This is a genomic window from Enterobacter sp. PL_is379, from assembly GCF_055817355.1.
In genome coordinates, this window is sequence record NZ_JBVPGT010000033.1 from 504,049 (window position 1) to 527,807 (window position 23,759).

Consider the following 23,759-nt stretch of genomic DNA (forward strand, 5'->3'; position numbering starts at 1 on the left):
TAGAGATGAAAAAGGCGCTTCTGGTGGTCAGCTTTGGTACCAGCTACCACGATACCTGCGAGAAAAACATTGTGGTCTGCGAGCGTGCGCTGGCGGAAAGCTGCCCTGACCGCGAGCTGTTTCGGGCATTCACCTCCGGGATGATCATTCGCAAGCTCAAACAGCGTGACGGCATTGAGATCGATACGCCGCTGCAGGCGCTGAAAAAGCTTGCGGCTCAGGGATATCAGGACGTGGCGATCCAGTCCCTGCACATCATCAACGGCGATGAGTACGAGAAAATCGTCCGTGAAGTGCAGAGCCTGCGCCCGCTCTTTACCCGCCTGACGCTGGGGGTACCGCTGCTGAGCAGCCACGACGATTACGCGCAGCTGATGTGCGCCTTGCAACAGCAGATGCCGACGCTTGGGGCCACGGAAAAAGTGGTATTTATGGGCCACGGCGCCAGCCATCACGCCTTTGCGGCCTATGCCTGTCTCGACCACATGATGATGGCCCAGGGCTTCCCGGCCCGCGTCGGCGCGGTGGAGAGCTATCCGGAAGTCGACATCCTGATTGAGAGCCTTGATAAAGAAGGGGTCACCGCCGTGCATCTGATGCCGCTGATGCTGGTGGCGGGCGATCACGCCATTAACGATATGGCCTCTGATGACGAGGACTCCTGGAAGACGCTGTTTAACGCTGCCGGGATCCCGGCAACGCCGTGGCTGAGCGGGCTGGGCGAAAACCCGGCGGTGCGCGCGATGTTCGTCGCCCATTTACAGCAGGCGCTGAGCGTGGCGATGGAGGAGGCAGCATGAGCGGCAAACTGTACGCCCTCAGTACCGGGCCGGGCGCGTCTGACCTTATCACCGTGCGCGCCTCACGGATCCTCGGTTCGCTGGATATTCTCTACGCCCCGGCGGGACGAAAAGGGGGCGACAGTCTGGCGCTTTCTATCGTTCGTGAATATGTCGGTGAGCAGACTGAAATCCGCTGCTGCCACTTTCCCATGAGCGCCGACAGCGCTGAAAAGGAGGCGGTGTGGGATGCGGTGGCCGACGCGTTAGTAACGGAGGTGAACGACGGAAAACAGGTTGGCTTTATCACCCTGGGCGACGCCATGCTGTTCAGTACCTGGGTGTTCTTACTTCAGCGCATCGGCAGCCCGGACTGGCTGGAAATTGTGCCCGGCGTGACGTCGTTTGCCGCGATTGCCGCGCGGTCCAAAACGCCGCTGGCGATGGAACAGCAGTCGCTGGCGGTGATCGCATGCACCGCGCCGGAAGCGGAGATTGCGCAGGCGCTGCAGCAGCACGACAGCCTGGTGCTGATGAAGGTCTATGGCCGGTTTGCGCGCATCAAAGCGCTGCTGACGCAGGCCGGGCTGCTGAACTGCGCGCTGATGATGTCAGAAGCCACGCTCCCCGGCGAGCAGTGCTGGCGGCATCTGGATGAGGTTGCTGACGACCAGCCGTTACCCTATTTCTCGACCATTCTGGTCAACAAACAGTGGGAGTATGCGCAATGAAACTCGAACAACAGCTTAAACAGCTGTCATTAAGTGGCCTGGCGGCGGCGCTATTGCTGATGGTGGTGCCGGAGCAGGCGTTCGCGATGCACATCATGGAAGGCTTTTTACCGCCCATGTGGGCGCTGGCGTGGTGGCTGATCTTCTTACCGTGTCTGTGGTATGGACTGGTGCGCCTGCGCCGTATCGTGCAGGAGGATAGCCACCAGAAAGTCCTGCTGGCGCTGTGCGGGGCGTTTATTTTCGTGCTGTCGGCGCTGAAGATCCCCTCGGTGACCGGCAGTTGCTCGCATCCGACCGGCGTGGGGCTCGCCGTGATTCTGTTCGGGCCGGGCGTCGTCGCCATTCTCGGCGCCATCGTGCTGCTGTTTCAGGCGCTGCTGCTGGCGCACGGCGGGTTAACCACGCTTGGCGCGAACGGCATGTCGATGGCGGTGATTGGGCCGGTTGTCGGGTACATGGTGTGGAAAATGGCCTGCCGTGCCGGGCTCCGTCGTGACGTCGGGGTATTTTTGTGCGCGATGCTGGCGGATCTGGTGACCTATTTTGTCACCTCAGTCCAGCTTGGCGCGGCGTTCCCGGACCCGGCGACGGGTGCCGCGGGCTCGATTGTGAAATTCATGGGCATTTTCTGCCTGACGCAGATCCCCATCGCCATCGCGGAGGGACTGTTAACCGTCATGATTTATGACCAGTTGACCAAACGTCAGCTGATTACCGCACAAGGACACTGAGATGAAAAAGACGCTGATGCTGTTGGCGATGGTGCTTGCTCTGATCGTACTGCCATTTTTTATCGATCACGGGGGGGAGTTTGGCGGCTCGGATGGTGAAGCCGAAAATCAAATTCAGGTTGTGGCGCCGCATTACACGCCGTGGTTCACGCCGCTCTATGAACCCGCCAGCGGCGAAATTGAAAGCCTGCTGTTTACGCTCCAGGGCTCCATTGGCGCAGCGGTGATTTTCTATATTTTGGGCTACACCAAAGGCAGACAGCGCCGTGATGACCGGGCTTGACAGGCTTAGCTATCAGAGCCGCTGGGCTCACGTGGCGCCGGAACGCAAGTTTCTGCTCTGGCTGGCGCTGATGACGCTGGCGTTTGCGCTGCCGCCGCTGGGGCAGGGGATCGTCCTGGCGTTGACGGCGGGACTGACCTGCTGGCTGCTGCGGATGACCTTCTGGCGCTGGTGCCGCTGGATGGCGCTGCCGTTTGGCTTTCTGCTGGTCGGCGTGCTGACGATCCTCTTTAGCGTCACCCGTGACCCGCACACGCTGGCGGCAGGCGTCCCGGTGGGGCACTACTGGCTGGGGATAACCGCGTCCGGGCTGACTGCCGCCAATGAAACCTTCTGGCGCAGCCTTGCCGCGCTGGCGGCGACCTTCTGGCTGGTGCTGAACCTGCCGTTTCCGCAGCTGATTGTGCTGCTTAAGCGGGCGCGCGTGCCGCGCCTGCTTACCGAGCAGATCCTGCTGACCTGGCGCTTTATTTTTATTCTGTTAGACGAAGCGCTGGCAATTCACCGCGCGCAGACGCTGCGTTTTGGCTATCGTAGTCTGCCAAAAGGCTATCGCTCGCTGGCGATGCTGGTGGGTTTGCTGTTTACCCGGGTGCTGATTCGCTATCAGCAGATGGCGACCACGCTGGATATTAAACTCTACCAGGGTGATTTTCCCCTGTAAGGAATCGCACCATGCTTACCACCGCCGATCTCTGGTTTCGCTATCAGGAGGCGCAGGTGCTCAAAGGGCTGACGCTGGATTTTTCGACCCATCCCGTCACCGGGCTGGTCGGAGCTAACGGCTGCGGAAAGTCGACGTTATTTATGAATCTGAGCGGCCTTCTGAAGCCGCAGCAGGGTGCGGTGCTGTGGCAGGGGAAGCCGCTGGACTACAGCAAGCGCGGACTGCTGGCGCTCCGTCAGCAGGTGGCAACGGTGTTTCAGGATCCCGATCAGCAGATCTTTTATACCGATATTGATAGCGACATCGCCTTCAGCCTGCGCAATCTGGGCGTGGCGGAACCGGAGATTGCACGGCGCGTCGACGATGCGCTGACGCTGGTTGACGCGCAGCGTTTTCGCCAGCAGCCGATCCAGTGCCTGAGCCACGGGCAAAAGAAGCGCGTCGCCATTGCCGGGGCGCTGGTGCTGGGCGCCCGCTATCTTCTGCTGGACGAGCCCACGGCCGGGCTTGATCCTTCAGGACGCACGCAGATGATCGAGATTATCAGGCGCATTGTGGCGCAGGGGAACCACGTGGTGATCTCCAGTCATGATATTGACCTGATATACGAAGTGAGCGATGCCGTCTACGTGCTGCGTCAGGGAGAAGTGCTGGCGCACGGCGCGCCGGGTGAGGTCTTTGCCCGCGGCGAACTTATTGAACGGGCCGGATTAACGCAGCCCTGGCTCGTCAAGCTGCACGCGCAGCTTGGCCTGCCGTTATGTAAAACCGAAGATGAATTTTTCAGCCGTATGCGACAAAAAAACGTAATGAAGGAGGCCTCATGACGCAGGCAATTATGTTGCAGGGCACCGCTTCTGACGTGGGTAAAAGCGTCCTGGTGGCGGGGCTGTGCCGGATTTTTTATCAGGATGGCCTGCGTACCGCACCGTTTAAGTCGCAGAATATGGCGCTCAACTCCGGTATTACGCCGGAGGGAAAAGAGATGGGCCGCGCGCAGATATTTCAGGCTCAGGCGGCGGGGATAACGCCGGACGTACGGATGAATCCGGTGCTGTTAAAGCCGACCAGCGATCGTAAAGCGCAGGTGGTGCTGATGGGGCAGGTGGCAACCGATATGGATGCGGTCAGCTACCACGAGTACAAACCGCGCCTGCGGGAGCAGATCCGCGACGTCTATAACAGCCTGGCCGGAGAGTATGACGTGGTGGTGCTGGAAGGCGCGGGCAGCCCGGCGGAGATTAACCTGCGCGATCGCGATATCGTCAACATGGGGATGGCGGAAATGGCGCAGTGCCCGGTGATCCTCGTGGCGGACATTGACAGAGGCGGCGTGTTTGCCGCCATCTACGGCACGCTGGCGCTTTTGCACGATCGCGAGCGGGCGCGGGTGAAAGGGGTCATCATCAATAAATTTCGTGGCGATGTTGCGCTGCTTTACTCGGGTATTGAGCAGATAGAAAACCTGACCGGCGTGCCGGTGCTGGGCGTGATGCCATGGCTGGATGTGGATCTGGAAGATGAAGACGGTGTGGCGCTGCAAAAGGGAAAATACCTGCGAACCGCCCAGCGCGATATCGACATTGCCGTGGTGCAGGTACCGCATATCTCCAACTTCACCGATTTTAACGCCCTGGCGGCGCAGCCCGATGTTCGCGTGCGCTATGTCCGTTATCCCCAGGAGCTGGCGGGGGCCGATCTCGTGATTCTCCCCGGCAGTAAAAATACGCTGGGCGATCTGGCCTGGCTGCGGGAAAGCGGCATGGCGCACGCGGTGCTCCAGACCCACCAGCAGAACGTGCCCGTCATGGGCATTTGCGGCGGCTACCAGATGCTTGGCGATACCATCATTGATGAGGTGGAGTCGGGGCTGGGAACCCAGCCGGGGCTGGGTCTGCTCCATACCGTGACCCGCTTCGCGCAGCGAAAAACCACGACGCAGGTCTCGGCGCAGATGGCGTCGGCGCTCCCGGCGTGGCTTAAGTCGGCAGCGGGCATTAAGGTGCAGGGCTACGAGATCCATATGGGAGAGACCCAACTGACATCCGACGGTAGCCCGGCGCTGTTTCTGGAAAAAGAGGGCGAGCGCATCGCGGACGGTGCCATCAGCGCTGACGGGCAGGTGATAGGGACCTATCTCCACGGGTTATTCGATAACGATGCCTTCACGCGCGCGATGGTGGACGGCTTGCGCCAGCGCAAAGGACTGGCGCCCTTAGACGTTGCGGTAGATTACGCCGCCTGGAAAGCGCAACAGTTTGATATCCTGGCGAGCGCGATGAGAGAACATATTGATATTAAAAAGATCTATCAAATAATGCGGGAGCATCAGGAGGAAGGCGCATGATTTTGGTCACCGGAGGCGCGCGCAGCGGGAAAAGTGCGCACGTCGAACAGCTGGCGGCGCAGCAGTGCGAGCGCGTGCTGTATATCGCGACGTCGGTGATTACCGATGAAGAGATGGCGCTGCGCGTTGATAAGCACCGCGCCCAGCGTCCTGCGCACTGGCGAACCTGGGAAGGGTATCGCGATCTGGGCGACGTGATTCGCCACCAGGTGCAGCCGGGCGAAGGCGTGGTTCTGGAATGCGTCACCACCCTGCTGTCGAACCTGCTCTATGACGCCAGCGGCGGCGCGTCGCCGGAGACCCTCGATTTTTCCGCGCTTGAGGCGGTGCTGCAACAGCAGGTGGACGACCTGATTGCGGCCTGCCAGCAGTCGGCGGCGCCGGTTTATATTGTGACCAATGAGCTGGGCATGAGCATCACGCCAGAGAATCGGCTGGCGCGTCATTTTGTTGATATTGCCGGGCGCGCGAACCAAAGGCTGGCGCAGGCGGCGCAGGAAGTGTGGCTGGTTGTCTCGGGAATTGGAGTAAAGATTAAATGCCGTTAAAAATGTTGTGGGCGACGCTGGGATTCATTACCCGCATTCCGGTGCCGCAAAAGTGGAGCGACGGCGTTGAATTTTCGCAGTATGGCCGTGGCGTCCCCTGGTTCCCGGTAGTGGGTCTGATCGTTGGCGTGCTGGCTGCCCTGGGCTATCTGGCGGTGAGCCAGACCGGCGGGGGGATCTATATCGGCGCGGTCGCCTGGGTTCTGGCGCTGGTGCTGCTGACCGGCGGGTTTCATCTGGACGGTCTGGCGGACACCTGCGATGGCGTCTTTTCTGCCCGCACCCGCGAACGGATGCTGGAGATTATGCGCGATAGCCGGTTGGGAACCTATGGCGGTCTGGCCATCGTATTCTGCATCCTTATCAAAGTCGCTGCGGTAATTTCCCTGGCCCACCTTCCGGTTAATACCCTGTTTGCGCTGCTGGTCTGCGCGCCGATCGTCGGGCGAACGGCAATGGTGTTGGCCATGTACCGGCAGCGCTATGCGCGCGAAGGGGCTGGAATGGCAAACGCCTATCTTGGCCATATCAGCGGCAAAGAGACGGTCATCACCCTCTGCATCGGCGTGGCGCTCGTGGGGCTATTGGCCGGGGCGCACGGGCTTATCGCCAGCGTCATCACCTGGATTGTCGTCAACGCGGTAAAGACCTTTTTAAGCCGCCGACTGAACGGGCTGACGGGGGATACCCTGGGCGCGATGGAGGAGATCGGTGAAATGGTCTTCCTGCTGTCGCTACTGTGGGTCTGATGTATGCGTCTTTTTCTGGTTCGTCACGGTCAAACAGCCGCTAACATCAGCGGCGTATTTTACGGGAGTACCGATCTGGCGCTCTCACCGCAGGGCATTGCCCAAAGCCAGCGTGTTGCCGGGTACCTGTCCGGGGTCGCGTTCGGGCACGCGCGCGTCAGCGCGCTGCAGCGTTCGCAGCAAACGGCGCGGCTTATCGTGCCGACAGCCCATGATGTCCACGTCGATGCGCGGCTTAACGAGCTGGATTTTGGCGAATGGGAAATGCGTCACTTCAGCGACATCGAAAAAGAAAGTCCCGCGTCGTGGCAGCACTGGATGGATGACTGGCAAAACGCAACGCCAGACGGCGGCGAAGCCTTCCCGCATTTCGCCGCGCGCGTCAGGGCGGCGGCGGATGAGATGAGTCAGCTGCAGCAGCGCGAAGACATGCTCATTGTGGCGCATCAGGGCGTGTTGAGCCTGCTGCTGGCAACCTGGTTAGGGATGCCCGTGGCGGCGATGTGGCATTTCCCGTTCAGTCACGATGCCTACACGGTCGTTGAAAATCGGGGCGGGCATTGGGTGTTACGGGTATTTAATGGCGGAAGCGTTTGGCAAACAGAAGAGTGAGGGTGATGAGGATGGGGACAGTGAAGGCGCTGGCGGCGGCCATCAGACCGCTTGATAAACAGAAGATTCAGGCGGCCTCAAGGCATGTTGATGGCTTAATAAAGCCGACAAACAGCCTGGGTCGGCTGGAAAGTCTGGCAATACAGCTTTCGGGAATGTGGGGCATCGACAGGCTCGATAATCTGCAAAAAGAGATTATCGTCATGTGCGCCGACCATGGCGTGTTTGATGAAGGCGTGGCCGTGACGCCGAAAGTGGTGACCTGGCTTCAGGCCGTCAATATGCAAAAGGGGTTGACCGGAGTGTGCGTGCTGGCCCGCAATAGCCAGACGTCTGTACTGCCCGTTGACATCGGTATTGACGGCGAGCCTATCGACAATATGCTCAGCCTTAAACTCTCGCGTGGCTGCGGGAATATCGCTCAGGGTCCGGCGATGAGCCGTCAGGATGCCGAGCACCTGCTGCTGGCGAGTGCCAGCCTCGTTAAAAAACGCGCGCAGGAGGGGATCTCCGTCTTTGGCGTAGGCGAGCTGGGTATTGCCAATACCACGCCAGCCTCGGCAATCATCAGCGTGCTGACCGACAGCGATCCGCATGATGTGGTGGGGATTGGAGCCAATTTGCCGCAGGACCGGGTGCAGCATAAGGAAACCATAGTCCGGCAGGCGATACGCATAAACCAGCCGGATGCGCGCGATGCGGTTGATGTGCTGGCCAAAGTCGGCGGCTATGACCTGGTGGGCATGACCGGGGTGATATTGGGCGCTGGCGCATGCGGACTGCCCGTTGTGTTAGACGGTTTTCTCTCGTATGCCGCCGCCATCGCCGCCTGTCAGATTGCGCCAGAAGTGAAGAACTACTGTATTCCCTCTCATTTTTCCGCCGAAAAGGGGGCCAGGCGCGCGCTGGAGCACCTTGGGCTGGCGCCGTTTATCCATCTTGACATGCGTCTTGGCGAAGGGAGCGGTGCCGCGCTGGCAATGTCTATCGTCAGCGCGGCCTGCGCAATGTACTGCGAGATGGGGCAACTGGCGCAAAGCGGCATTGAGTTGCCCGTTCCGGCATGACGAAAAGGCAAAAACCACCAGCCAGGCTGGACGCCGGAAAGCGTCCAGCTTTGGGCCAGCGGTCAACCCCCCCTTAACAGGGCATTCTGGTGCAGCGGATACTGCGCCGATACTGCAGCGGCGTCTGACGCATCATCTTTTTAAAGCAGGTAATGAAATAGGTCACCTCGCTAAACCCGACTGCCAGCGCAATAGCGTCAATTGGCTCATCGCTGTACCGCAACAGCTCGCAACTGTTTTTTATCCGCCGGGTCAGCAAATATTCGTGGATGGTACCGCCGGTCTGCTGGCGGAAAATGCGTGAGGTATAGCTGCGCGAAAGCCCCAGGTCGTGGGCTAGCTGGTCGAGCGAAAACTTGCTGGCATAGTGGGCTTCGACCCAGCTCATGATCCGCGAGGCGACGGTCTGCTGGCGCGGCGGGTAGGGCTGCGGCTGCTCGGGCAGAAACGTCATGAGCTGCATCATCAGAAAGGCCACCTCGCAGGCCTCGGTCTGCTCGTTGCCCTCCAGGCGCTGAAACTGTTCAAGGATCCTCTCAATAAACGCCGCGTGATTGCTGAGATCGTAAATCTGTGCTGGCAGATTGCTGGCGGCCAGCGCGGCGAACCGGGCCTGATGGCGCGGGAAGGCGCCGAGCGCACTTTCGACCACCGATTGCTCAATGTGCATGGTGGTGCGGTGATAGGGATTCTTATCGCTATGATCGACCTGCACTTTGTGCAAACGGAAGGGCGGGAAGATAAATAATCGCCCCGGACGGGCGGTGTAGTGCTGATTATCCACCACCACGATGCCGTAGCCGCTGGATATATAGAGCAATTCAACGCATTGATGCCAGTGGTAGTAAATCGCGCTGGTGGTGGACATGCGGTTAAAAGAAATGGCCTGCCGATCGAGCGTAATCCGTTCCAGCAGCTGCGTTTCACCCATATTACCTCCAGGACAACAGATTTAAATTTTTAGGCCATCATTTGTAATTTATCCCCCTCGCGTTCGACAAAATCCAGCAGAAATGAAATGGCGGTTTAATTTTGTGAGTCTGCTCACTCAGCGCCGGGAATAAAAGCAGTTACTCTTCATTCAGACGTCGCACTCGTGGCTTTAAAAAGCCTAATAACAATAACTTATCTCTACCCTCGTGTAATGCGGGAGGACCCTGTGCAACCTGAAAATATTCATCTGGATAACCCACTGACAAGCCGGGAAGAGGTGCTACGGCTGGTTAACGACATGCTGAACGCGGTGTCGCCCTGGTTTAAAAAAGACGCCAGCCGCATTGATTTAGCGAACTTTACCGCTCACTACGGCCAGCAGGTGGCGTGCATGGAAACGTTTTCCCGCCTGCTGTGGGGCGTGACGCCGCTGTTAGCTGGCGGCAGCGAGCCGCAGCATTTCTCATTCTATTTACAGGCGATAAAAAACGGCACCGATCCGCAGCATGCGGATTACTGGGGCGACGTCGGGCCTTACGATCAGCGAATCGTCGAGATGGCGGCCTACGGGCTGCTGCTGGCGCTGGCGGGTGAAACCGTACTGGCACACTTCACTGAGACGGAGAAAGAGAATTTATGGCGCTGGCTAAAGCAGTGCGAGACCCAGGAAATCCCCGATAACAACTGGCACTTCTTTCCGGTGCTGGTGCAGGTCGGTTTCCATTATTGCGGCATGCCGACCAACCCGCAGGCGCTGGAAGATCATTTTGCTGCCATGGAGCACTACTACCTCGGCGATGGCTGGTACGCCGATGGTCCGGGACGGCCGCGCGACTATTACATCTCGATGGGCTTCCATTTCTATGGCCTGATTTACGCGAAGCTCATGGCCGGGGTCTATCCACAGCGCTGTGCAACGCTGCGTGACCGGGCCGCGCGTTTCTCCTCTGACTTCATCCATTTCTTTGCCGAAGACGGCGCGGCGATCCCGTTTGGCCGTAGCCTGACCTACCGCTTTGCCGAGGCGGCGTTCTGGAGTGCGGCGGCCTTCGCCGGGCTGGAGGTCTTTTCGCCCGGCGTGATGAAGGGCATCGTTCTGCGTCATCTGCGCTGGTGGCTAAAGCAGCCGATATTCGACCGCGACGGCGTGCTGAGCGTCGGTTACAGCTACCCGAATCTGGCGATGGCGGAAGACTACAACGCGCCGGGGTCGCCGTACTGGGGCCTGAAGACCCTGCTGGTGCTGGCATTAGATGAGGGCGATGCTTTCTGGCAGGCGGCCGAGCTGCCGCTGCCGCCGTTGCCCGCCCGGCACACGATAGCCCACGCGGATCAGGTGGTGGTGCATCAGGACGATCACCTGTGGATGCTGACGTCCGGCCAGCTGGAGCTGAACAACTTCGTGAACACCGAAGCGAAATACTGCAAATTTGCCTATTCCACCCGCTTTGGCTTCACCATCGAACGCGGGCGCTACGGCCTGAACCATGCCTCGCCCGATTCGATGCTGCTGCTGGCCGAAAAGGATAACTACTGGCGTGGCCGCCGCGAATGCCAGCACGTGGTCACCGCTGACGGCACCATTTACAGCCGCTGGCTGCCGTGGCGCGACGTGGAGATTGAGAGCTGGCTGCTGGCGCTGGGCGACTGGCAGCTACGCGTCCATCGCATCAATACCCGGCGCGCGCTGGACTGCGCGGAGGGTGGCTTTAGCCTGGCGAACCGCCCGCAGCCGCAGGTACACGAGAGTGACGGTGCCTGCTGGTTACGCAGTGCCCGGGATGTCTCCTCCATTTTCTGTCTACACCCGCACGCCCGCCGCGGCGAGACGGTGGTGACGCCGCCAAACAGTAATCTGCTGTTCGCCGAGCGCGCGGCGGTGCCGGTGCTGCGCGGCGAGCTTGACCCCGGCACGCATATGTTAATCAGCGCGGTGTGGGCGGGAAATGCCGCCGACTTCGATCCGCAACGCTGCCCGCAGGCCTTCATTAGCGATGACGCGGTACGCTTCGTGACGGCACGACAAGAAACGACGCTCGTTCTGGCTCCGGAGGCATCGCTATGAGCACATCATCGTCCGTACGCGCCGCGCAGTACAAAATGAGTACCTTTATTTTCCTTTACTTCTTCACGTGGTCATCCAGCTTTGGCCTGTACGCCCTGTGGCTGAGCCAGAAAGTGGGCCTCGATAGCGTCACCATCGGCAGCGTGTTCGCCATCAACGGTGTCTTCGCGGTGGTTCTGAAGCCGGTGTACGGCTACATCATGGACAAAATAGGTATGAGCAAATGGCTGCTCTATTTTGTCTGCGCCATTTCCGCGCTGATGGCGCCGTTCTTCGCGCTGGTGTACCAGCCGCTGCTGCAAAGCCATGCGATGGCGGGGATTATCATCGGCGCGCTGTATCTGAGCCTGGGCTGGTACGCCGGCGTGGCGGCGTCTGAATCTTACGCCGACCGCTTTAGCCGCCTGTACGGGCTGGAGTTTGGCCGCATCAGAATGTGGGGTTCGCTTGGCTGGGCGATGGCGGCGTCGGTCTCCGGGCTGTTGTTTAACGTCACCCCGCTGGCCAATTTTCTGCTCAGCAGCGGGACCTCGGTACTGATGCTGCTGGTGCTGATTAGCCTCAAAATCGGCGATGAGCAGCTGCGCAACAACAGCGTTATTTCCGCCAATAAGATCGTTTTTGCCGACGTGCTGATGCTGCTGAAAAACCGCAAGTTCTGGATGTTCAGCCTCTACGTCGCCGGGGTGGCGTGGATGATGTTTATCGCCGAACAGCAGTTCCCGCGCTACTTCGTGTCGTTCTTCGCCACCAAAGAGCAGGGTAATGCCTGGTACGGCTACCTGAGTACCGTCCAGTCGGGGATGGAGTTCGTGATGATGATGTTTATCCCGTGGCTGGTGAATCACTATGGCGCCAAGCGCGGCCTGCTGTTCTGCGGCTGCGTGGTCGGAGCGCGGCTGATCGCCTCCGGGCTGACCAGCGACCCGATTGTTATCTCCATCATCAAACCGTTTTATGGCGTCGAGATCGCGCTGCTGCTCATCTCGGTCTTCAAATACATTGCCGAACATTTCCATCGTCGGGTTAACGCCACGATGTACCTGCTGGGCTACCAGGCGATGATTTACGTGGGTTCGATTGTGGTCGCCCCACCTGCCGGCTATCTGTACGACAGGATTGGCTTTGAGCATACCTATCTGCTGATGGGCTGCTGCGCCCTGGTATTTACGCTGATTTCCGCCTTTACGCTGTCGCGCTGCCAGTCGACGCGCGATGACTCACGATCCTTTGCTCCGGCTTTAGATACCGCCCCGGTTGAACCGGCCAAACATTAATTCAGGAGTTGTTATGACCAAATCTGTTATCACCGAAGCGCTGCGGCCAATCGAACTGCATCAGGTCGATCGCCTGGCACTGAGCCAGAAGCTGGAGGCGGCGTTAACCCGCGTCACGCGCAAGCTCGACAAAAATATTGTCGCCTTCGGCGATAAGTTCCCCGGAGAGGCCTGTGAGAAGGGGGTCTGGCCGCGCACCGATAACGTGGAGTGGACCACCAGCTTCTGGCCTGGCCAGCTGTGGCTGGCGTGGGAGATGACCGGCAAAGCGCACTATCGCGAAGCCGCCGAACGCTATTTACCGTCGTTCGCCCGGCGTATTGAGCAGCGCATCGACACCGCAACGCACGATCTCGGGTTCCTCTATTCGCTCTCCTGCATCAGCGCTTGGCGCCTCACAGGCAACGAAGGCGCTCGCCAGTCGGCGCTGCTGGCTGCCGATCGCCTGATGGAGCGCTTTAATCCGACGGCCAACATTATTCAGGCGTGGGGTGATTTAAACGACCCGGAGCAGCAGGGGAGAATGATCATCGACTGCAATATGAACCTGCCGCTGCTGTACTGGGCCAGCGAACAGACCGGGGATCCGCGCTATGCGCAGGCGGCGACGGCGCACGCAGGACAGGCAGCAAATTATATCGTGCGTGAAGATGCCTCGACTTATCACACTTACTATATGGACGTGCAGACGGGCGAGCCGCGCTTTGGCAACACCCATCAGGGCTACAGCGATACCTCGTGCTGGTCGCGCGGCCAGGCATGGGGCATTTACGGCTTCCTGCTCAGCTATCAGCACACCGGCGATAAGCAGATGGTTGAGCTGTCGCGCAGCCTGGCGCATTACTTCCTCAACCGTCTGCCGGAAGATGATGTTTGCCACTGGGATCTGGCGCTGCTCGGTACCGACGCCGTGCGCGACAGTTCAGCGGCGGCGATTGCCGCCTGTGGCCTGCTGGAGCTGGTTAAGGCGCTGCCGACGCTCGACGCAAACCGTGCATATTATGAAGAGATGGCGCTGCGTATCGCGCTGTCGCTGACCGATAACTACCTTGCTCATGACGACGATCCGACCGAAGGGCTGCTGCAGCACTCGGTTTATCATATGGGCAGCGGTAAGGGGGTCGATCAGTGCTGTAGCTGGGGGGACTATTTCTATCTTGAGCTGCTGGCGCGGCTGCGACAGATTTGGCACCCGTACTGGTAATCCATAAGCTCTTGTGCGATTTGCACAATGTAGGCCGGGTAAGCGCAGCGCCACCCGGCAAAAAAGACTGTGCAGGTGGTTTACAGCCCAATCACCAACTCCCCGGAATGGCTCCGCGAACAGCACAGCGCCACCTGCTGGTCCGCTGCGCTTTTTTCCGCCTCCGACTGCACGCTGTCCCGGTGATCCACCACGCCGTCAATCACCGGCGTCAGGCAGGCGCCGCAGATCCCCATTTCGCAGGACAGCGGAACGTCCACGCCGTTTGCCTGCAGCACCTGGGCAATGGTTTTGTCCGCAGGCACCGGCCAGCGCTCCCCGGTGGAGGCCAGCTTGACCGTAAAGATCTCGCCCGCGACGTCGCCTGTGGCAGGGGATGCGGGCTGAAACGCCTCGCTGTGAAGATGGGCGTCATCCCATCCCTTTGCCGTGGCGACCTCACGCACTTTTTCCATGAACCCCGCAGGTCCGCAGACCCAGGCTCGCAAACCCGCTTCAGGCATGGGGAGATGCTCTGCCAGCGCTGTGCGCGGGCTGATAGTATGAATGATGCACTCACCGCACTGCGAAAGTTCGCGCGCAAACGCCGCGCTTTCGCGCTTCCTGACGTAATAGTGCAGCGAAAACGACATGCCGGCGGCCTTCAGCTGCAGGGCCATCGCATACAGCGGCGTAATGCCAATCCCCGCCGCCAGCAATAAAACCCGTTCTGCCTGAACCAGCGGAAACAGATTGCGTGGGGCTGAAATTAGCAGCTTCTGCCCCGGACGCAGCGTCTCGTGAACGTAGCGCGATCCGCCGCGCGAGGCGGTTTCCCGCCCCACGCAGATCAGATAGCCCTCTTCCTCACAGGCCCCGGTCAGGGAATACTGGCGCACCACGCCGCAGGGCAGGTGGACATCAATGTGCGCGCCGGGCTGCCACGGCGGCAGCGCTTCGCCGTCTTCAGCCACCAGCCTGACGGCGAGGCTTTTGTCGCCCTCACGCCACAGCCCGTCAACAATTACGCTCAGCATAGCGGCCTCCGTCATACCAGGAAAAACTCGCCAAAGCCCATCTTCTTCAGTCCCCGACGGTAGGCAATCGAGCTTTTATCTGCGGGGATATGCGCTTCCAGGGTCAGGTCCAGCGGCAGGCTTTCCGGGCGCTGGGTTTCCACCATCAGACGGTCCTCTTCAAAAATCCGCAGATTGAAGGCATGCACGTCCTCCACCGGAATATGCAGGTCAAAATTGCGGGCGATAGGGGCGAACATGCGGGTCACGCGCGATGACACGGGCGACGCGGCGTTCATAATGACCAGTCTCGATTCACCCGGAAAATGAATCGTCAGGGTGGCGGTGAACGGCAGGTGCATCTCAAAATGGCGCAACCACTGGAACCCTTCCGGAGCCTGCACGGGGGAACTGGCGGGATAGTTGCTCACGGAGCTCCAGTAATCCGCCACGAAGCCAAACGGCGTCTCCTGCGGCTGATAGTGGGGCACCAGCGGGTTATTGGGGTCCGCAAAGGTATCGGTGTGGATCCAGGCGAAGTGCGCCACGTCCAGAAACCCCTCTACCTGACGTCCGGCAAAGCCGTTGACCTCAAACGCCGGGCAGTTAATCTGCTGAAATCCGGCGTCATCCCAGTGCGGCATGGTGGGCAGCGGCGCGGGGTTTTCCGGATCAAACGCCAGGCAGGTCCAGATGAGCCCGAACCGCTCCTCCACGGCGTAGTTAATCAGGTTAAGCTTCGCCGGAACGGGCTGGTCGGGGCTGGAGGGAATGCGGTTGCAGCGCCCGTCCTCCCCAAAGCGTAAGCCATGGTAGGGGCAGACGATCCCGTGCTCGTCGTGATAGCCGAGCGTCAGCGGCACGCCGCGGTGCGGACAGACGTCACGGGCGACCACGACCTGGTCGTTTATGCGGTAAATCACCAGCTGTTCATCCAGCAACGTCGCCTTGAACGGCGCCGGGCCGACGTCGCAGGCGCGCGCGACCGGATGCCAACATTTCGCCAGGCGCAGCCAGTCCTCGGGCTCAAACGTGCAGTGGGCGGGTGGAGTCGGTTCTCTTTTCATCGTTGTCCCTCTTACGTTCAGCCTAACGGGCCGCCCTGAATGGTCTCGCACAGACCGTTGATGATGCGCTCTCCGGTCTCCTCTCGAAGCTCCTGATACCAGGCCTGCGTCAACGCCATGTCTTTGCCGTGGGTGACGTCGCAGCGCTTACGCGCCTTCAGCACCAGGTCGCGCACCCGGTCGCAGCGCAGCGCCTCGTACTGCCGCAGCGCCAGCGTGATGCTGTGGTTTTCACGCAGGCATTCCCCCAGCACTACCGCATCTTCCATGGCCGCACAGCCGCCCTGGCCGATATCCGGCGTGGTGCTGTGAGCGGCATCGCCGAGCAGCGCGACGTTGCCGCGCACCAGGCTGTCGAATGGCTCGATGTCGTGGATCTCAATGCGATTGGTGGTGTCAGGATCCAGCGCCGCGATAAGCGTCTGCACAGGCGGCGCCCAGCCGCGGAAGTAGCCCGTGAGATCGGCGCGCAGGCTGGTGCGATCCTCCGCCAGGCCCGCAGGGAGCGGCACGTCAAAAAAGAAGTAAAAGCGTCCGCCGGAGACGGGCATCAGCGACACGCGCTTGCCTTCGCCAACGAAGGTGGTCCACTGGTGCGCCGGGGCGATCTCTTCGTCAATCTTCACCAGTCCGTTCCAGTTCACATAGCCCGCGTAGCGGCGCTCGGGGGTATACCCCAGCACGTACGGGCGAACCGCCGAGTGGCTGCCGTCGGCGGCAATCAGGAAATCGCCGGATGCCGTGGTGCCGTCGGTGAAGGTCACGCTTACGCCCGAGTCGTCTTCATTTACGCGTTCGACGCGCTTGCCGAACTGCACTTTGTCGCGCCCCCAGAAGTCCAGCATTTCGCGCTGAAGCTCAGCGCGCGAGACGGGGCAGGGACGCCCGCCGGTACGCTCAACCAGCGGAGCAAGGCTAAAGCGGGTCAGGGTATCGCCGCGCCGGTAATCCTTATAGGCCATAAAACGCATCGGTCCGCCGTAGGTCTCGATGATGTCGCCCATGCCGAGGTGCTGCATGCATTTCACGCCGTTAGGCCAGATGGAGATGGCCGCCCCGACGGGCCTGATCTCCTTTACGGCTTCAAACACGGTACAGTCGATGCCCGCTTTCTTCAGCGCGACGGCGGCGCTCAGGCCGCCAATACCCGCGCCAATAACGATTGCTCTCATGCTTCTCTCCTTTTGCAGGGTGTAAAGACGTTCAGCAATTTGCGTACCAGGCTGCAGAGTGGCGAAAACGGCGTTGTGAGTGAGAGGTTTGCACTGCTAAGGTGCGCAAACGCGGTGAGCGTGCCTTTTTTTGAATCAAAAATTTCCTGGTCAGCCATCCGGAATCGACTGTTTCACATCTGCCTCAAGAGTGGCGTGGTTTGTGCAATAAGCCGGAGGAGGATAATCAAGGAGAACCTATGATCGCACTGCACGACTTCAATCAGCTTCCTGAGAAAGACGCTCTTACGCTGCTTCAGCCCTGCGTGGCGATGCCCGGCTGGGCCGACGCGTTGGTTGACGGGCGGCCTTATTCGAGCCGGGAAGCCTTGTTCATTGCGGCGCAGGCCCTGACGCAACGCTGGGACGAAGCGGCATTAACGCAAGCATTGAGCGCCCATCCGCGCATCGGGGAAAAGCCCGCGGGCGCGCAGGCGGAGGCGGCGCTGTCGCGCCAGGAGCAGGGAGCGGTGAACGATCGCGATGCCGCCCTTGCGCAGGCGCTGCGTGAAGGCAATGCCCGCTACGAGGCCCGCTTTGGGCGCGTCTTTCTGATCCGCGCGAAGGGCCGCAGCGGCGAGGAGATATTACAGGCCCTGCACGCGCGGCTGGAGAACAGCGACGCGCAGGAAATCCGTGCCGCGCTGGAACAGCTGCGGGAAATTACGCTGCTACGGCTGGAAGGAGTCATTAGCGAATGAGCACACTCAGCACCCATATTCTTGATATTTCGGCGGGCAAACCCGCAGAGGGCGTAACGGTTCATCTGCAACAGGGCGGGAAGACGCTGGCCACGGGGGTGACCAACGCCCAGGGGCGCATCGCCGCGTTCGTTCCCTCTCTGCCCGCGGGCCGTTACCAACTGGTGGCGGAGATCGGCGCGTGGTTTCGCGAAACCGGTCGCGACACGCTCTACCCCTGTGCGCAAATTGATTTTGTGACGGGAGAAACGGCAGACGAGCATTTCCATCTGCCGTTTGTGATTGCGCCCGGCGGGTGGTCAACCTACCGGGGCAGTTGACCACACCCGCTCGCCGTTGACCCAGGTCTCACTGATGTTGCGCTCGTCGCCCAGGGTCATCAGCACAAAGAGCTGCTCGTAGATATCCTGGCAGCGGCGATTGCGCAGGCGCTGCAGCGGCGTTACGTCGGGGTCGATAACCACGAAATCCGCCTCTTTGCCGGGCGCGAAGTTGCCAATCTTATCGTCCAGCCGGAGGGCGTGCGCGCCGCCCAGCGTGGCGTGATAAAACGCCTCGCTGGCGCGCAGGCGGTAGCTCTGAAGCTGGCCCACCTTGTAGGCTTCCCCCAGCGTGCGCAGCATGCTGAAGGTCGTGCCCGCCCCGACGTCGGTGCCGATGCCCATCCGCACCCTGTGCTGCCAGCAGGCGGGCAGGCGAAACAGCCCGCTGCCGAGAAACAGGTTAGAGGTGGGGCAAAACGCCACCGCCGAGCCGGTGTCATACAGGCACTGCCACTCGCTGTGGTGAAGATGAATCGCGTGGGCAAACACGCTGCGCTCGCCGGTCAGGCCGTAGTGGTGATACACGTCCAGATAGCGCTCGTGCTCCGGCCAGAGGTCGCTTACCCAGGCCACTTCGTTGGGGTTTTCGCTCAGGTGGGTCTGCAGCCAGGTATCCGGAAACTCCTCTCTGAGCAGGCTGACCGCCGCAAGCAGCTCGGGGGATGAGGTCGGGGCAAAGCGCGGCGTAATGGCGTAGCCCAGGCGTCCACGGTGATGCCAGCGCTGGATCAGCGCCCGCGTCTGTCGGTAGCTCTGCTTCGCGTCTTCGCTCAGGTAGTCCGGCGTGTGTCTGTCCATCATCACCTTTCCGGCGATAAGGCGCATGTTCAGGCGCAGGGCCTCGGTAAACAGCGCCTCGACCGATTCCGGATGCAGCGTGCAAAACACCAGCGCGGTGGTGGTGCCGTTGCTCACCAGCTGCTGTATGAAAAATTCGGCGATCTCTTTCGCGTAGGCCTCATCGGAAAACTGGCTCTCCACCGGGAAGGTGTAGGTGGTCAGCCACTCCAGCAGCTGTTCGCCGAAGGCGCCGATCATCTCCGTTTGCGGGTAATGGACGTGGGTATCGACAAAACCGGGCAGCAGCAGCCTGCCGCGCAGGTCGGTATAGCCTTTGTGCGGGTCAAGATACTGCTCGCCCTCATGCCACGGCATCTGTGCCAGAATTTTTCCGTTCTGGATAAACAGCAGGCCGTCCTCAAGGTAGCGCGCGTGTTGGGCAATGGCGTCTGCGCTGTCGCAGACCCGGGCAATATCAAAAAAAGCACCGCGTATCGCAGTCTGGTATTCCATCATGGTTCCTGCCTTCGTGTTTGCGTAGCGGGGGTAAGAAGGCTCAGCAAGAACGGTGCCAGAATGAACGGGCCGCAGATACGCTGCGGCCGGAGGGAGGGGTTACTCTTTTTGCGTCGCCACGCGGGAACCGAACGACGTCGCGCCTGCCGTCTCGCGCTCTTCCCGCGCCAGCCAGCGGTAGGTCACGCCGCCGAGGAAGACGCCGATAAACCAGCTGAAGTTTGCCACCTCATGCAGGGCCGGGATAAAGCTGATGATCAGGCCCACGGCAACGGACGGGATCAGCGCCCCAATGGCTTTCGGGTTAAAGCCGTTGCGGTACCAGTATTTGCCCTTTGGCGTGTCGTCGAACAGATCGTCGACCGACACCTTGCCGCGCTTAATCAGATAGAAATCGGCGATCAGGATGCCGAACAGCGGGCCGATAAACGCCCCGAGCACGTCCAGGGTGTAGTGGATAAGCTCCGGCGAGTTGAACAGGTTCCACGGGGTGAGCAGGATCGAGCCGACGGCGGCAATCATGCCTCCGGTGCGGAAGCTGATTTTCTGCGGCGAGCAGTTAGAGAAATCAAATGCCGGCGAGACGAAGTTCGCCACGATGTTGATCCCGATGGTGGCGGTGATCATCGTCAGCAGGCCAATCGCCACGGCCAGATCGTTGCCCACGCGGCTGACGGTCTCAATCGGGTCGGTGATCATGCGGCCAAACAGCGACTGGGTGCCGGAGACAATCACCACGGTGACGATGGAGAACAGCAGGAAGTTAAACGGCAGCCCCCAGCGGTTGCCGCGGCGGATCTCACCCATGCTTTTGCCGTAGCGGGAGAAATCGCCAAAGTTGAGCAGCGGGCCGGAGAAGTAGGAGACCACCAGCGCCGTGGCGGTGATCATCTGCCAGGTCTGCTCGCCCGCGCTCAGGGATTTGCTGGCGAGGGTGAAGGAAATGCCGTCAAAGCCGGTCTTGTATACAATCCAGCCGGCGAGGGCCAGCATCACCACATAGACCGCCGGACCGGCGATATCAATAAAGCGCTTGATGGCGCTCATGCCGTGCCAGAAGACCATCGCCTGCAGGACCCACATAATGGCAAAGCAGATCCAGCCCAGATGCGACAGGCCCAGAAACGCGCCGGTAGTGAGCGAAGAGAGAGACGGCCAGAACTTCAGCGCCACCAGCATCAGCGCGTTGGCGGCGAGATAGGTCTGAATGCCGTACCACGCAAAGGCGATAAGCCCGCGGATCACCGCTGGAATATTGGCCCCGAAGACGCCAAACGCCTGACGGCTGATCACCGCATAGGGCACGCCCGCCATCTGGCTCGGTTTGGCCACCAGGTTGGCGCACAGCTGCACGATGCAAATCCCCACCAGCAGGCAGAGCAGCACCTGCCAGCTTGCCAGCCCGAGCGTAAAGAAGCTCGCGGCGACAACATAACCCCCCATGCTGTGAACGTCCGACATCCAGAACGAAAAGATGTTGTACCAGCTCCAGTTCTGGTCACGCGTCGGTGCCAGATCCTCATTGCAAAGACGTGGGCTGTAAACCGCACCGGAATCAGCGGCCGTACCCTGCTGCGCGTTTTGACTGTTTGGCATGAAACCTGCTCCTGTGAATGAAAACCCGTTGAGTGGGAGTGCAAACGGTGTTGCAGGATTCAGGCCAAAATAATAAATCTTGTATGCAAAATTTTATTTTTATGTATACGATTCGATAACGGAAAGTAAAATTCGGAGTGGTAAATGAACAACATAAACGCCCTGCAGACCGCGCCAGACCTGCATGACAAAGACGAATCCATCTTTCAGGCGCTGATGACCGCAATTGTCGAACATCAACTGCTGCCGGGGAGCAAACTGCCGGAAGAGGCGCTGGCCGAGGTCTTTGGCGTGAGCCGCACGGGCATACGCAAGGTGCTTCAACGACTCGCCGCTGTGCAAATGGTCACCCTGACGCCCAAGCGTGGTGCACACGTTGCCAGCCCGACGGTGGAAGAGGCGAGGCACATCTTCCGCACCCGCGCCCTGCTGGAGGTCGCCAACCTGCCGGACGTGCTGGCGCACTGCCAGCCGCCGCATCTTGTCGCGCTGGAGACCATTATTCGCCAGGAGCAGCAGGCGCACGAGGCCTATGACGGCCCGGCGGCGATTCGCCACTCCGCCAATTTCCACATTCAGCTGCAGGCCATCTCCGGCAACCAGGTGCTCACTGAGATGGTTACCGGCCTGAGCCAGCGCTCGTCGCTGGTGATTGCCACCTGGGGAGCGCCGTGGCGTCAGGGCTGCCGCTGCAACGATCACGAGCAGCTGGTGGATCTGCTGCGCCAGAAGGCGCTTGAGCCGCTCAGCGATGCCTTAATGCACCATTTTGAACATATCGTCGCCAGCCTCTGCTTCGAGCGGGCGGGCGAGTGCCTGCCTGATTTTGCCCGGCTGTTTGCCGGCCACAAGGAGTCGTAATGTCTGTCTGTATACAAGTGATCAACCCCAACACCAGCCTCGCCATGACGGAAACCATCGGCGCGGCGGCCCGCGCGGTGGCGGCACCCGGGACGGAGATCCTCGCGGTCTGCCCGAGCGCGGGCGTGCCGTCTATAGAAGGCCACTTTGATGAGGCCATCGCCGCCGTCGGTGTCCTGGAGCAGATCAAAAAAGGCAGGGAGCAGGGCGTGGACGGTCACGTGATCGCCTGCTTTGGCGATCCGGGCCTGCTGGCGGCGCGCGAGCTGGCGCAGGGGCCGGTTATCGGCATCGCCGAAGCCGCTATGCATATGGCGACGCTGGTCGCGACGCGCTTTTCGGTGGTCACCACGCTGCCGCGCACGCTGATTATTGCCCGTCATCTGCTGCACCAGTATGGCTTTCAGGATCATTGCGCGGCGCTGCACGCCATCGACCTTCCGGTGCTGGCGCTGGAAGACGGCAGCGGTCTGGCGCAGGAAAAAGTGCGCGCGCGCTGTATACAGACGCTGAAAGAGGACGGCTGCGGCGCCATCGTGCTGGGCTGCGGCGGCATGGCGACGCTGGCGCAGGAGCTGACCCGCGAGCTGCGCGTGCCGGTGATCGACGGCGTCAGCGCGGCGGTGAAGATGGTGGAATCGCTGGTGGCGCTGGGGCTGTCGACCAGCAAGCACGGGGATCTGGCGTTCCCGGAGAACAAAGCGTTAAGCGGGCATTTTCAGGCACTGAATCCATTTTAATTTTTGGGGGTGGCAATGGGGCTTTTCGAACAGGATTATCCGCGGGATCTGCGCGGCTACGCGGGCAACCCGCCGCACGCGCGGTGGCCGAATCAGGCGCGCATCGCCGTGCAGTTTGTGCTCAATTACGAAGAAGGGGCGGAAAACCACGTTCTGCACGGCGATGCCGGTTCCGAGCAGTTCCTGTCGGACATCATCGGCGCGGCCAGCTACCCGGACAGACACATGTCGATGGACTCCCTCTACGAATACGGCAGCCGCGCCGGGTTCTGGCGGATCCACAATGAATTTCAGAAACGCGGCCTGCCGCTGACGGTCTTCGGCGTGGCGATGGCGCTGGCGCGTCACCCGGAGATCGTCGAGGCAATCAAGGCGGCGGATTACGACGTGGTCAGCCACGGCTGGCGCTGGATCCACTATCAGCACATGGATATCCAACAGGAGCGCGAACACCTGCACAAAGCGGTGCAGGTGCTGACCGACCTGTTCGGCAAGCCGCCGACGGGCTGGTACACCGGGCGCGACAGTCCCAACACCCGCCAGCTGGTGGTGGAGCACGGCGGCTTCGACTACGACAGCGACTACTACGGCGACGATTTGCCCTTCTGGACGGAAGTGGCCTGCGGCGACGGCGCCCGCAAACCGCACCTGATTGTGCCCTATACGCTGGATGCGAACGACATGCGCTTCGCCACCGCGCAGGGGTTTAACACCGCCGAGCAGTTTTATACGTATCTGAAGGACAGTTTTGACGTGCTGTACGAAGAGGGGGAAAGCGCGCCGAAGATGATGTCCATCGGCATGCACTGCCGCCTGCTGGGGCGACCGGGGCGTTTTCGCGCGCTGCAGCGGTTCCTGGATTATGTGCAGCAGCACGAGCGGGTGTGGGTCTGTACCCGCCAGCAGATTGCCGACCACTGGCGGGAGGTGCATCCGTTTCAGAAGTAAGTGTGCGATGTTTTGCCGGGTGGCG

The 23,759-nt window shown here is 60.6% G+C and carries 24 protein-coding genes and 1 pseudogene; 19 read left to right on the plus strand and 6 right to left on the minus strand.

The window, feature by feature from the left end; translation table 11 throughout:
- Positions 1–5 precede the first annotated feature (5 nt).
- The 11 genes from cbiK to cobT are packed head-to-tail and all read left to right on the plus strand — an operon-like array spanning position 6 to position 8,517.
- A complete protein-coding gene (gene cbiK, locus AC0TOY_RS23695; protein WP_473722667.1) occupies positions 6–800 on the plus strand; it encodes a sirohydrochlorin cobaltochelatase in 795 nt (264 codons plus the stop codon).
- Positions 797–1,510 carry a cobalt-factor II C(20)-methyltransferase gene (locus AC0TOY_RS23700; protein WP_024908224.1) on the plus strand — a complete coding sequence of 238 codons (714 nt, stop codon included), beginning with the start codon at positions 797–799 and terminating at the stop codon, positions 1,508–1,510. Before cbiK ends, AC0TOY_RS23700 begins: the two co-directional genes overlap by 4 nt.
- Entirely contained in the window at positions 1,507–2,244 is a 738-nt protein-coding gene (gene cbiM / locus AC0TOY_RS23705; protein WP_048989904.1) for a cobalt ECF transporter S component CbiM, read from the plus strand. The genes AC0TOY_RS23700 and cbiM overlap by 4 nt, the downstream gene beginning before the upstream one ends.
- A 1-nt stretch (position 2,245) precedes the next feature.
- On the plus strand, positions 2,246–2,527 hold the full coding sequence (locus AC0TOY_RS23710; RefSeq protein WP_024908226.1) for an energy-coupling factor ABC transporter substrate-binding protein: 282 nt from the start codon (positions 2,246–2,248) through the stop codon (positions 2,525–2,527).
- A complete protein-coding gene (locus AC0TOY_RS23715; RefSeq protein WP_148768641.1) occupies positions 2,514–3,191 on the plus strand; it encodes an energy-coupling factor ABC transporter transmembrane protein in 678 nt (225 codons plus the stop codon). The genes AC0TOY_RS23710 and AC0TOY_RS23715 overlap by 14 nt, the downstream gene beginning before the upstream one ends.
- An 11-nt stretch (positions 3,192–3,202) precedes the next feature.
- A complete protein-coding gene (locus AC0TOY_RS23720) occupies positions 3,203–4,021 on the plus strand; it encodes an energy-coupling factor ABC transporter ATP-binding protein (protein WP_032649044.1) in 819 nt (272 codons plus the stop codon).
- A complete protein-coding gene (locus AC0TOY_RS23725) occupies positions 4,018–5,541 on the plus strand; it encodes a cobyric acid synthase (RefSeq protein WP_148768636.1) in 1,524 nt (507 codons plus the stop codon). Before AC0TOY_RS23720 ends, AC0TOY_RS23725 begins: the two co-directional genes overlap by 4 nt.
- Complete coding sequence (gene cobU, locus AC0TOY_RS23730; protein WP_024908230.1) at positions 5,538–6,089, plus strand: bifunctional adenosylcobinamide kinase/adenosylcobinamide-phosphate guanylyltransferase; 552 nt, start codon at positions 5,538–5,540, stop codon at positions 6,087–6,089. Before AC0TOY_RS23725 ends, cobU begins: the two co-directional genes overlap by 4 nt.
- Positions 6,080–6,838: an adenosylcobinamide-GDP ribazoletransferase gene (gene cobS, locus AC0TOY_RS23735; RefSeq protein ID WP_061715598.1), complete on the plus strand. Its 759-nt coding sequence runs from the start codon at positions 6,080–6,082 to the stop codon at positions 6,836–6,838. The genes cobU and cobS overlap by 10 nt, the downstream gene beginning before the upstream one ends.
- Before the next feature lie 3 nt (positions 6,839–6,841).
- Positions 6,842–7,450: an alpha-ribazole phosphatase gene (cobC, locus tag AC0TOY_RS23740; protein ID WP_248273042.1), complete on the plus strand. Its 609-nt coding sequence runs from the start codon at positions 6,842–6,844 to the stop codon at positions 7,448–7,450.
- Between the two features lie 11 nt (positions 7,451–7,461).
- Positions 7,462–8,517, plus strand: coding sequence for a nicotinate-nucleotide--dimethylbenzimidazole phosphoribosyltransferase (gene cobT / locus AC0TOY_RS23745; protein WP_048989896.1), 1,056 nt, complete (start codon positions 7,462–7,464; stop codon positions 8,515–8,517).
- 73 nt (positions 8,518–8,590) lie between these two features.
- Here cobT and AC0TOY_RS23750 read toward each other — a convergent pair whose 3' ends face one another.
- Complete coding sequence (locus AC0TOY_RS23750; protein WP_473722668.1) at positions 8,591–9,448, minus strand: helix-turn-helix domain-containing protein; 858 nt, start codon at positions 9,446–9,448, stop codon at positions 8,591–8,593.
- Positions 9,449–9,676: 228 nt separating this feature from the next.
- On the opposite strand from AC0TOY_RS23750, the gene AC0TOY_RS23755 reads away from it, so the two are divergent.
- The 3 genes from AC0TOY_RS23755 to AC0TOY_RS23765 are packed head-to-tail and all read left to right on the plus strand — an operon-like array spanning position 9,677 to position 13,996.
- Positions 9,677–11,515, plus strand: coding sequence for a DUF2264 domain-containing protein (locus AC0TOY_RS23755; protein WP_061715595.1), 1,839 nt, complete (start codon positions 9,677–9,679; stop codon positions 11,513–11,515).
- Entirely contained in the window at positions 11,512–12,792 is a 1,281-nt protein-coding gene (locus tag AC0TOY_RS23760) for an oligosaccharide MFS transporter (protein WP_090417435.1), read from the plus strand. Before AC0TOY_RS23755 ends, AC0TOY_RS23760 begins: the two co-directional genes overlap by 4 nt.
- Before the next feature lie 13 nt (positions 12,793–12,805).
- Positions 12,806–13,996 (plus strand): glycoside hydrolase family 88 protein, encoded by a 1,191-nt coding sequence (locus AC0TOY_RS23765; RefSeq protein ID WP_473722669.1) that lies wholly within the window; start codon positions 12,806–12,808, stop codon positions 13,994–13,996.
- 80 nt (positions 13,997–14,076) lie between these two features.
- Here the strand turns inward: AC0TOY_RS23765 and AC0TOY_RS23770 are convergent, their stop codons facing one another.
- Genes AC0TOY_RS23770 through hpxO form a run of 3 tightly spaced genes read right to left on the minus strand, consistent with a single transcriptional unit; the run spans position 14,077 to position 17,230 of the window.
- A complete protein-coding gene (locus AC0TOY_RS23770) occupies positions 14,077–15,012 on the minus strand; it encodes a PDR/VanB family oxidoreductase (RefSeq protein WP_473722670.1) in 936 nt (311 codons plus the stop codon).
- Between the two features lie 11 nt (positions 15,013–15,023).
- The gene (gene hpxD, locus AC0TOY_RS23775) at positions 15,024–16,058 is read right to left on the minus strand and encodes a molybdenum cofactor-independent xanthine hydroxylase subunit HpxD (RefSeq protein ID WP_024908239.1); all 1,035 of its coding nucleotides are present in this window, start codon (positions 16,056–16,058) and stop codon (positions 15,024–15,026) included.
- Between the two features lie 17 nt (positions 16,059–16,075).
- On the minus strand, positions 16,076–17,230 hold the full coding sequence (hpxO, locus tag AC0TOY_RS23780; RefSeq protein WP_248273036.1) for an FAD-dependent urate hydroxylase HpxO: 1,155 nt from the start codon (positions 17,228–17,230) through the stop codon (positions 16,076–16,078).
- 239 nt (positions 17,231–17,469) lie between these two features.
- On the opposite strand from hpxO, the gene uraD reads away from it, so the two are divergent.
- Together uraD and uraH are read left to right on the plus strand one after the other, a co-directional pair.
- Entirely contained in the window at positions 17,470–17,970 is a 501-nt protein-coding gene (uraD, locus tag AC0TOY_RS23785; RefSeq protein WP_061715589.1) for a 2-oxo-4-hydroxy-4-carboxy-5-ureidoimidazoline decarboxylase, read from the plus strand.
- Positions 17,967–18,290 carry a hydroxyisourate hydrolase gene (uraH, locus tag AC0TOY_RS23790; protein WP_061715588.1) on the plus strand — a complete coding sequence of 108 codons (324 nt, stop codon included), beginning with the start codon at positions 17,967–17,969 and terminating at the stop codon, positions 18,288–18,290. Before uraD ends, uraH begins: the two co-directional genes overlap by 4 nt.
- Here the strand turns inward: uraH and guaD are convergent.
- Entirely contained in the window at positions 18,270–19,589 is a 1,320-nt protein-coding gene (guaD, locus tag AC0TOY_RS23795) for a guanine deaminase (protein WP_473722671.1), read from the minus strand. The two genes, uraH and guaD, sit on opposite strands and share 21 nt — an antisense overlap.
- A gap of 99 nt (positions 19,590–19,688) precedes the next feature.
- The gene (locus AC0TOY_RS23800; protein WP_070533571.1) at positions 19,689–21,185 is read right to left on the minus strand and encodes an NCS1 family nucleobase:cation symporter-1; all 1,497 of its coding nucleotides are present in this window, start codon (positions 21,183–21,185) and stop codon (positions 19,689–19,691) included.
- A 144-nt stretch (positions 21,186–21,329) separates the two neighbouring features.
- On the opposite strand from AC0TOY_RS23800, the gene AC0TOY_RS23805 reads away from it, so the two are divergent.
- From AC0TOY_RS23805 to puuE, 3 genes and pseudogenes are all read left to right on the plus strand, one after another.
- A complete protein-coding gene (locus AC0TOY_RS23805) occupies positions 21,330–22,046 on the plus strand; it encodes a GntR family transcriptional regulator (protein ID WP_049122131.1) in 717 nt (238 codons plus the stop codon).
- Positions 22,046–22,914, plus strand: a pseudogene (locus AC0TOY_RS23810) (aspartate/glutamate racemase family protein); the annotation flags it as partial. The gene AC0TOY_RS23805 and the pseudogene AC0TOY_RS23810, both read left to right, overlap by 1 nt.
- A complete protein-coding gene (gene puuE, locus AC0TOY_RS23815) occupies positions 22,802–23,734 on the plus strand; it encodes an allantoinase PuuE (protein WP_048989878.1) in 933 nt (310 codons plus the stop codon). The pseudogene AC0TOY_RS23810 and the gene puuE, both read left to right, overlap by 113 nt.
- Positions 23,735–23,759 lie beyond the last annotated feature (25 nt).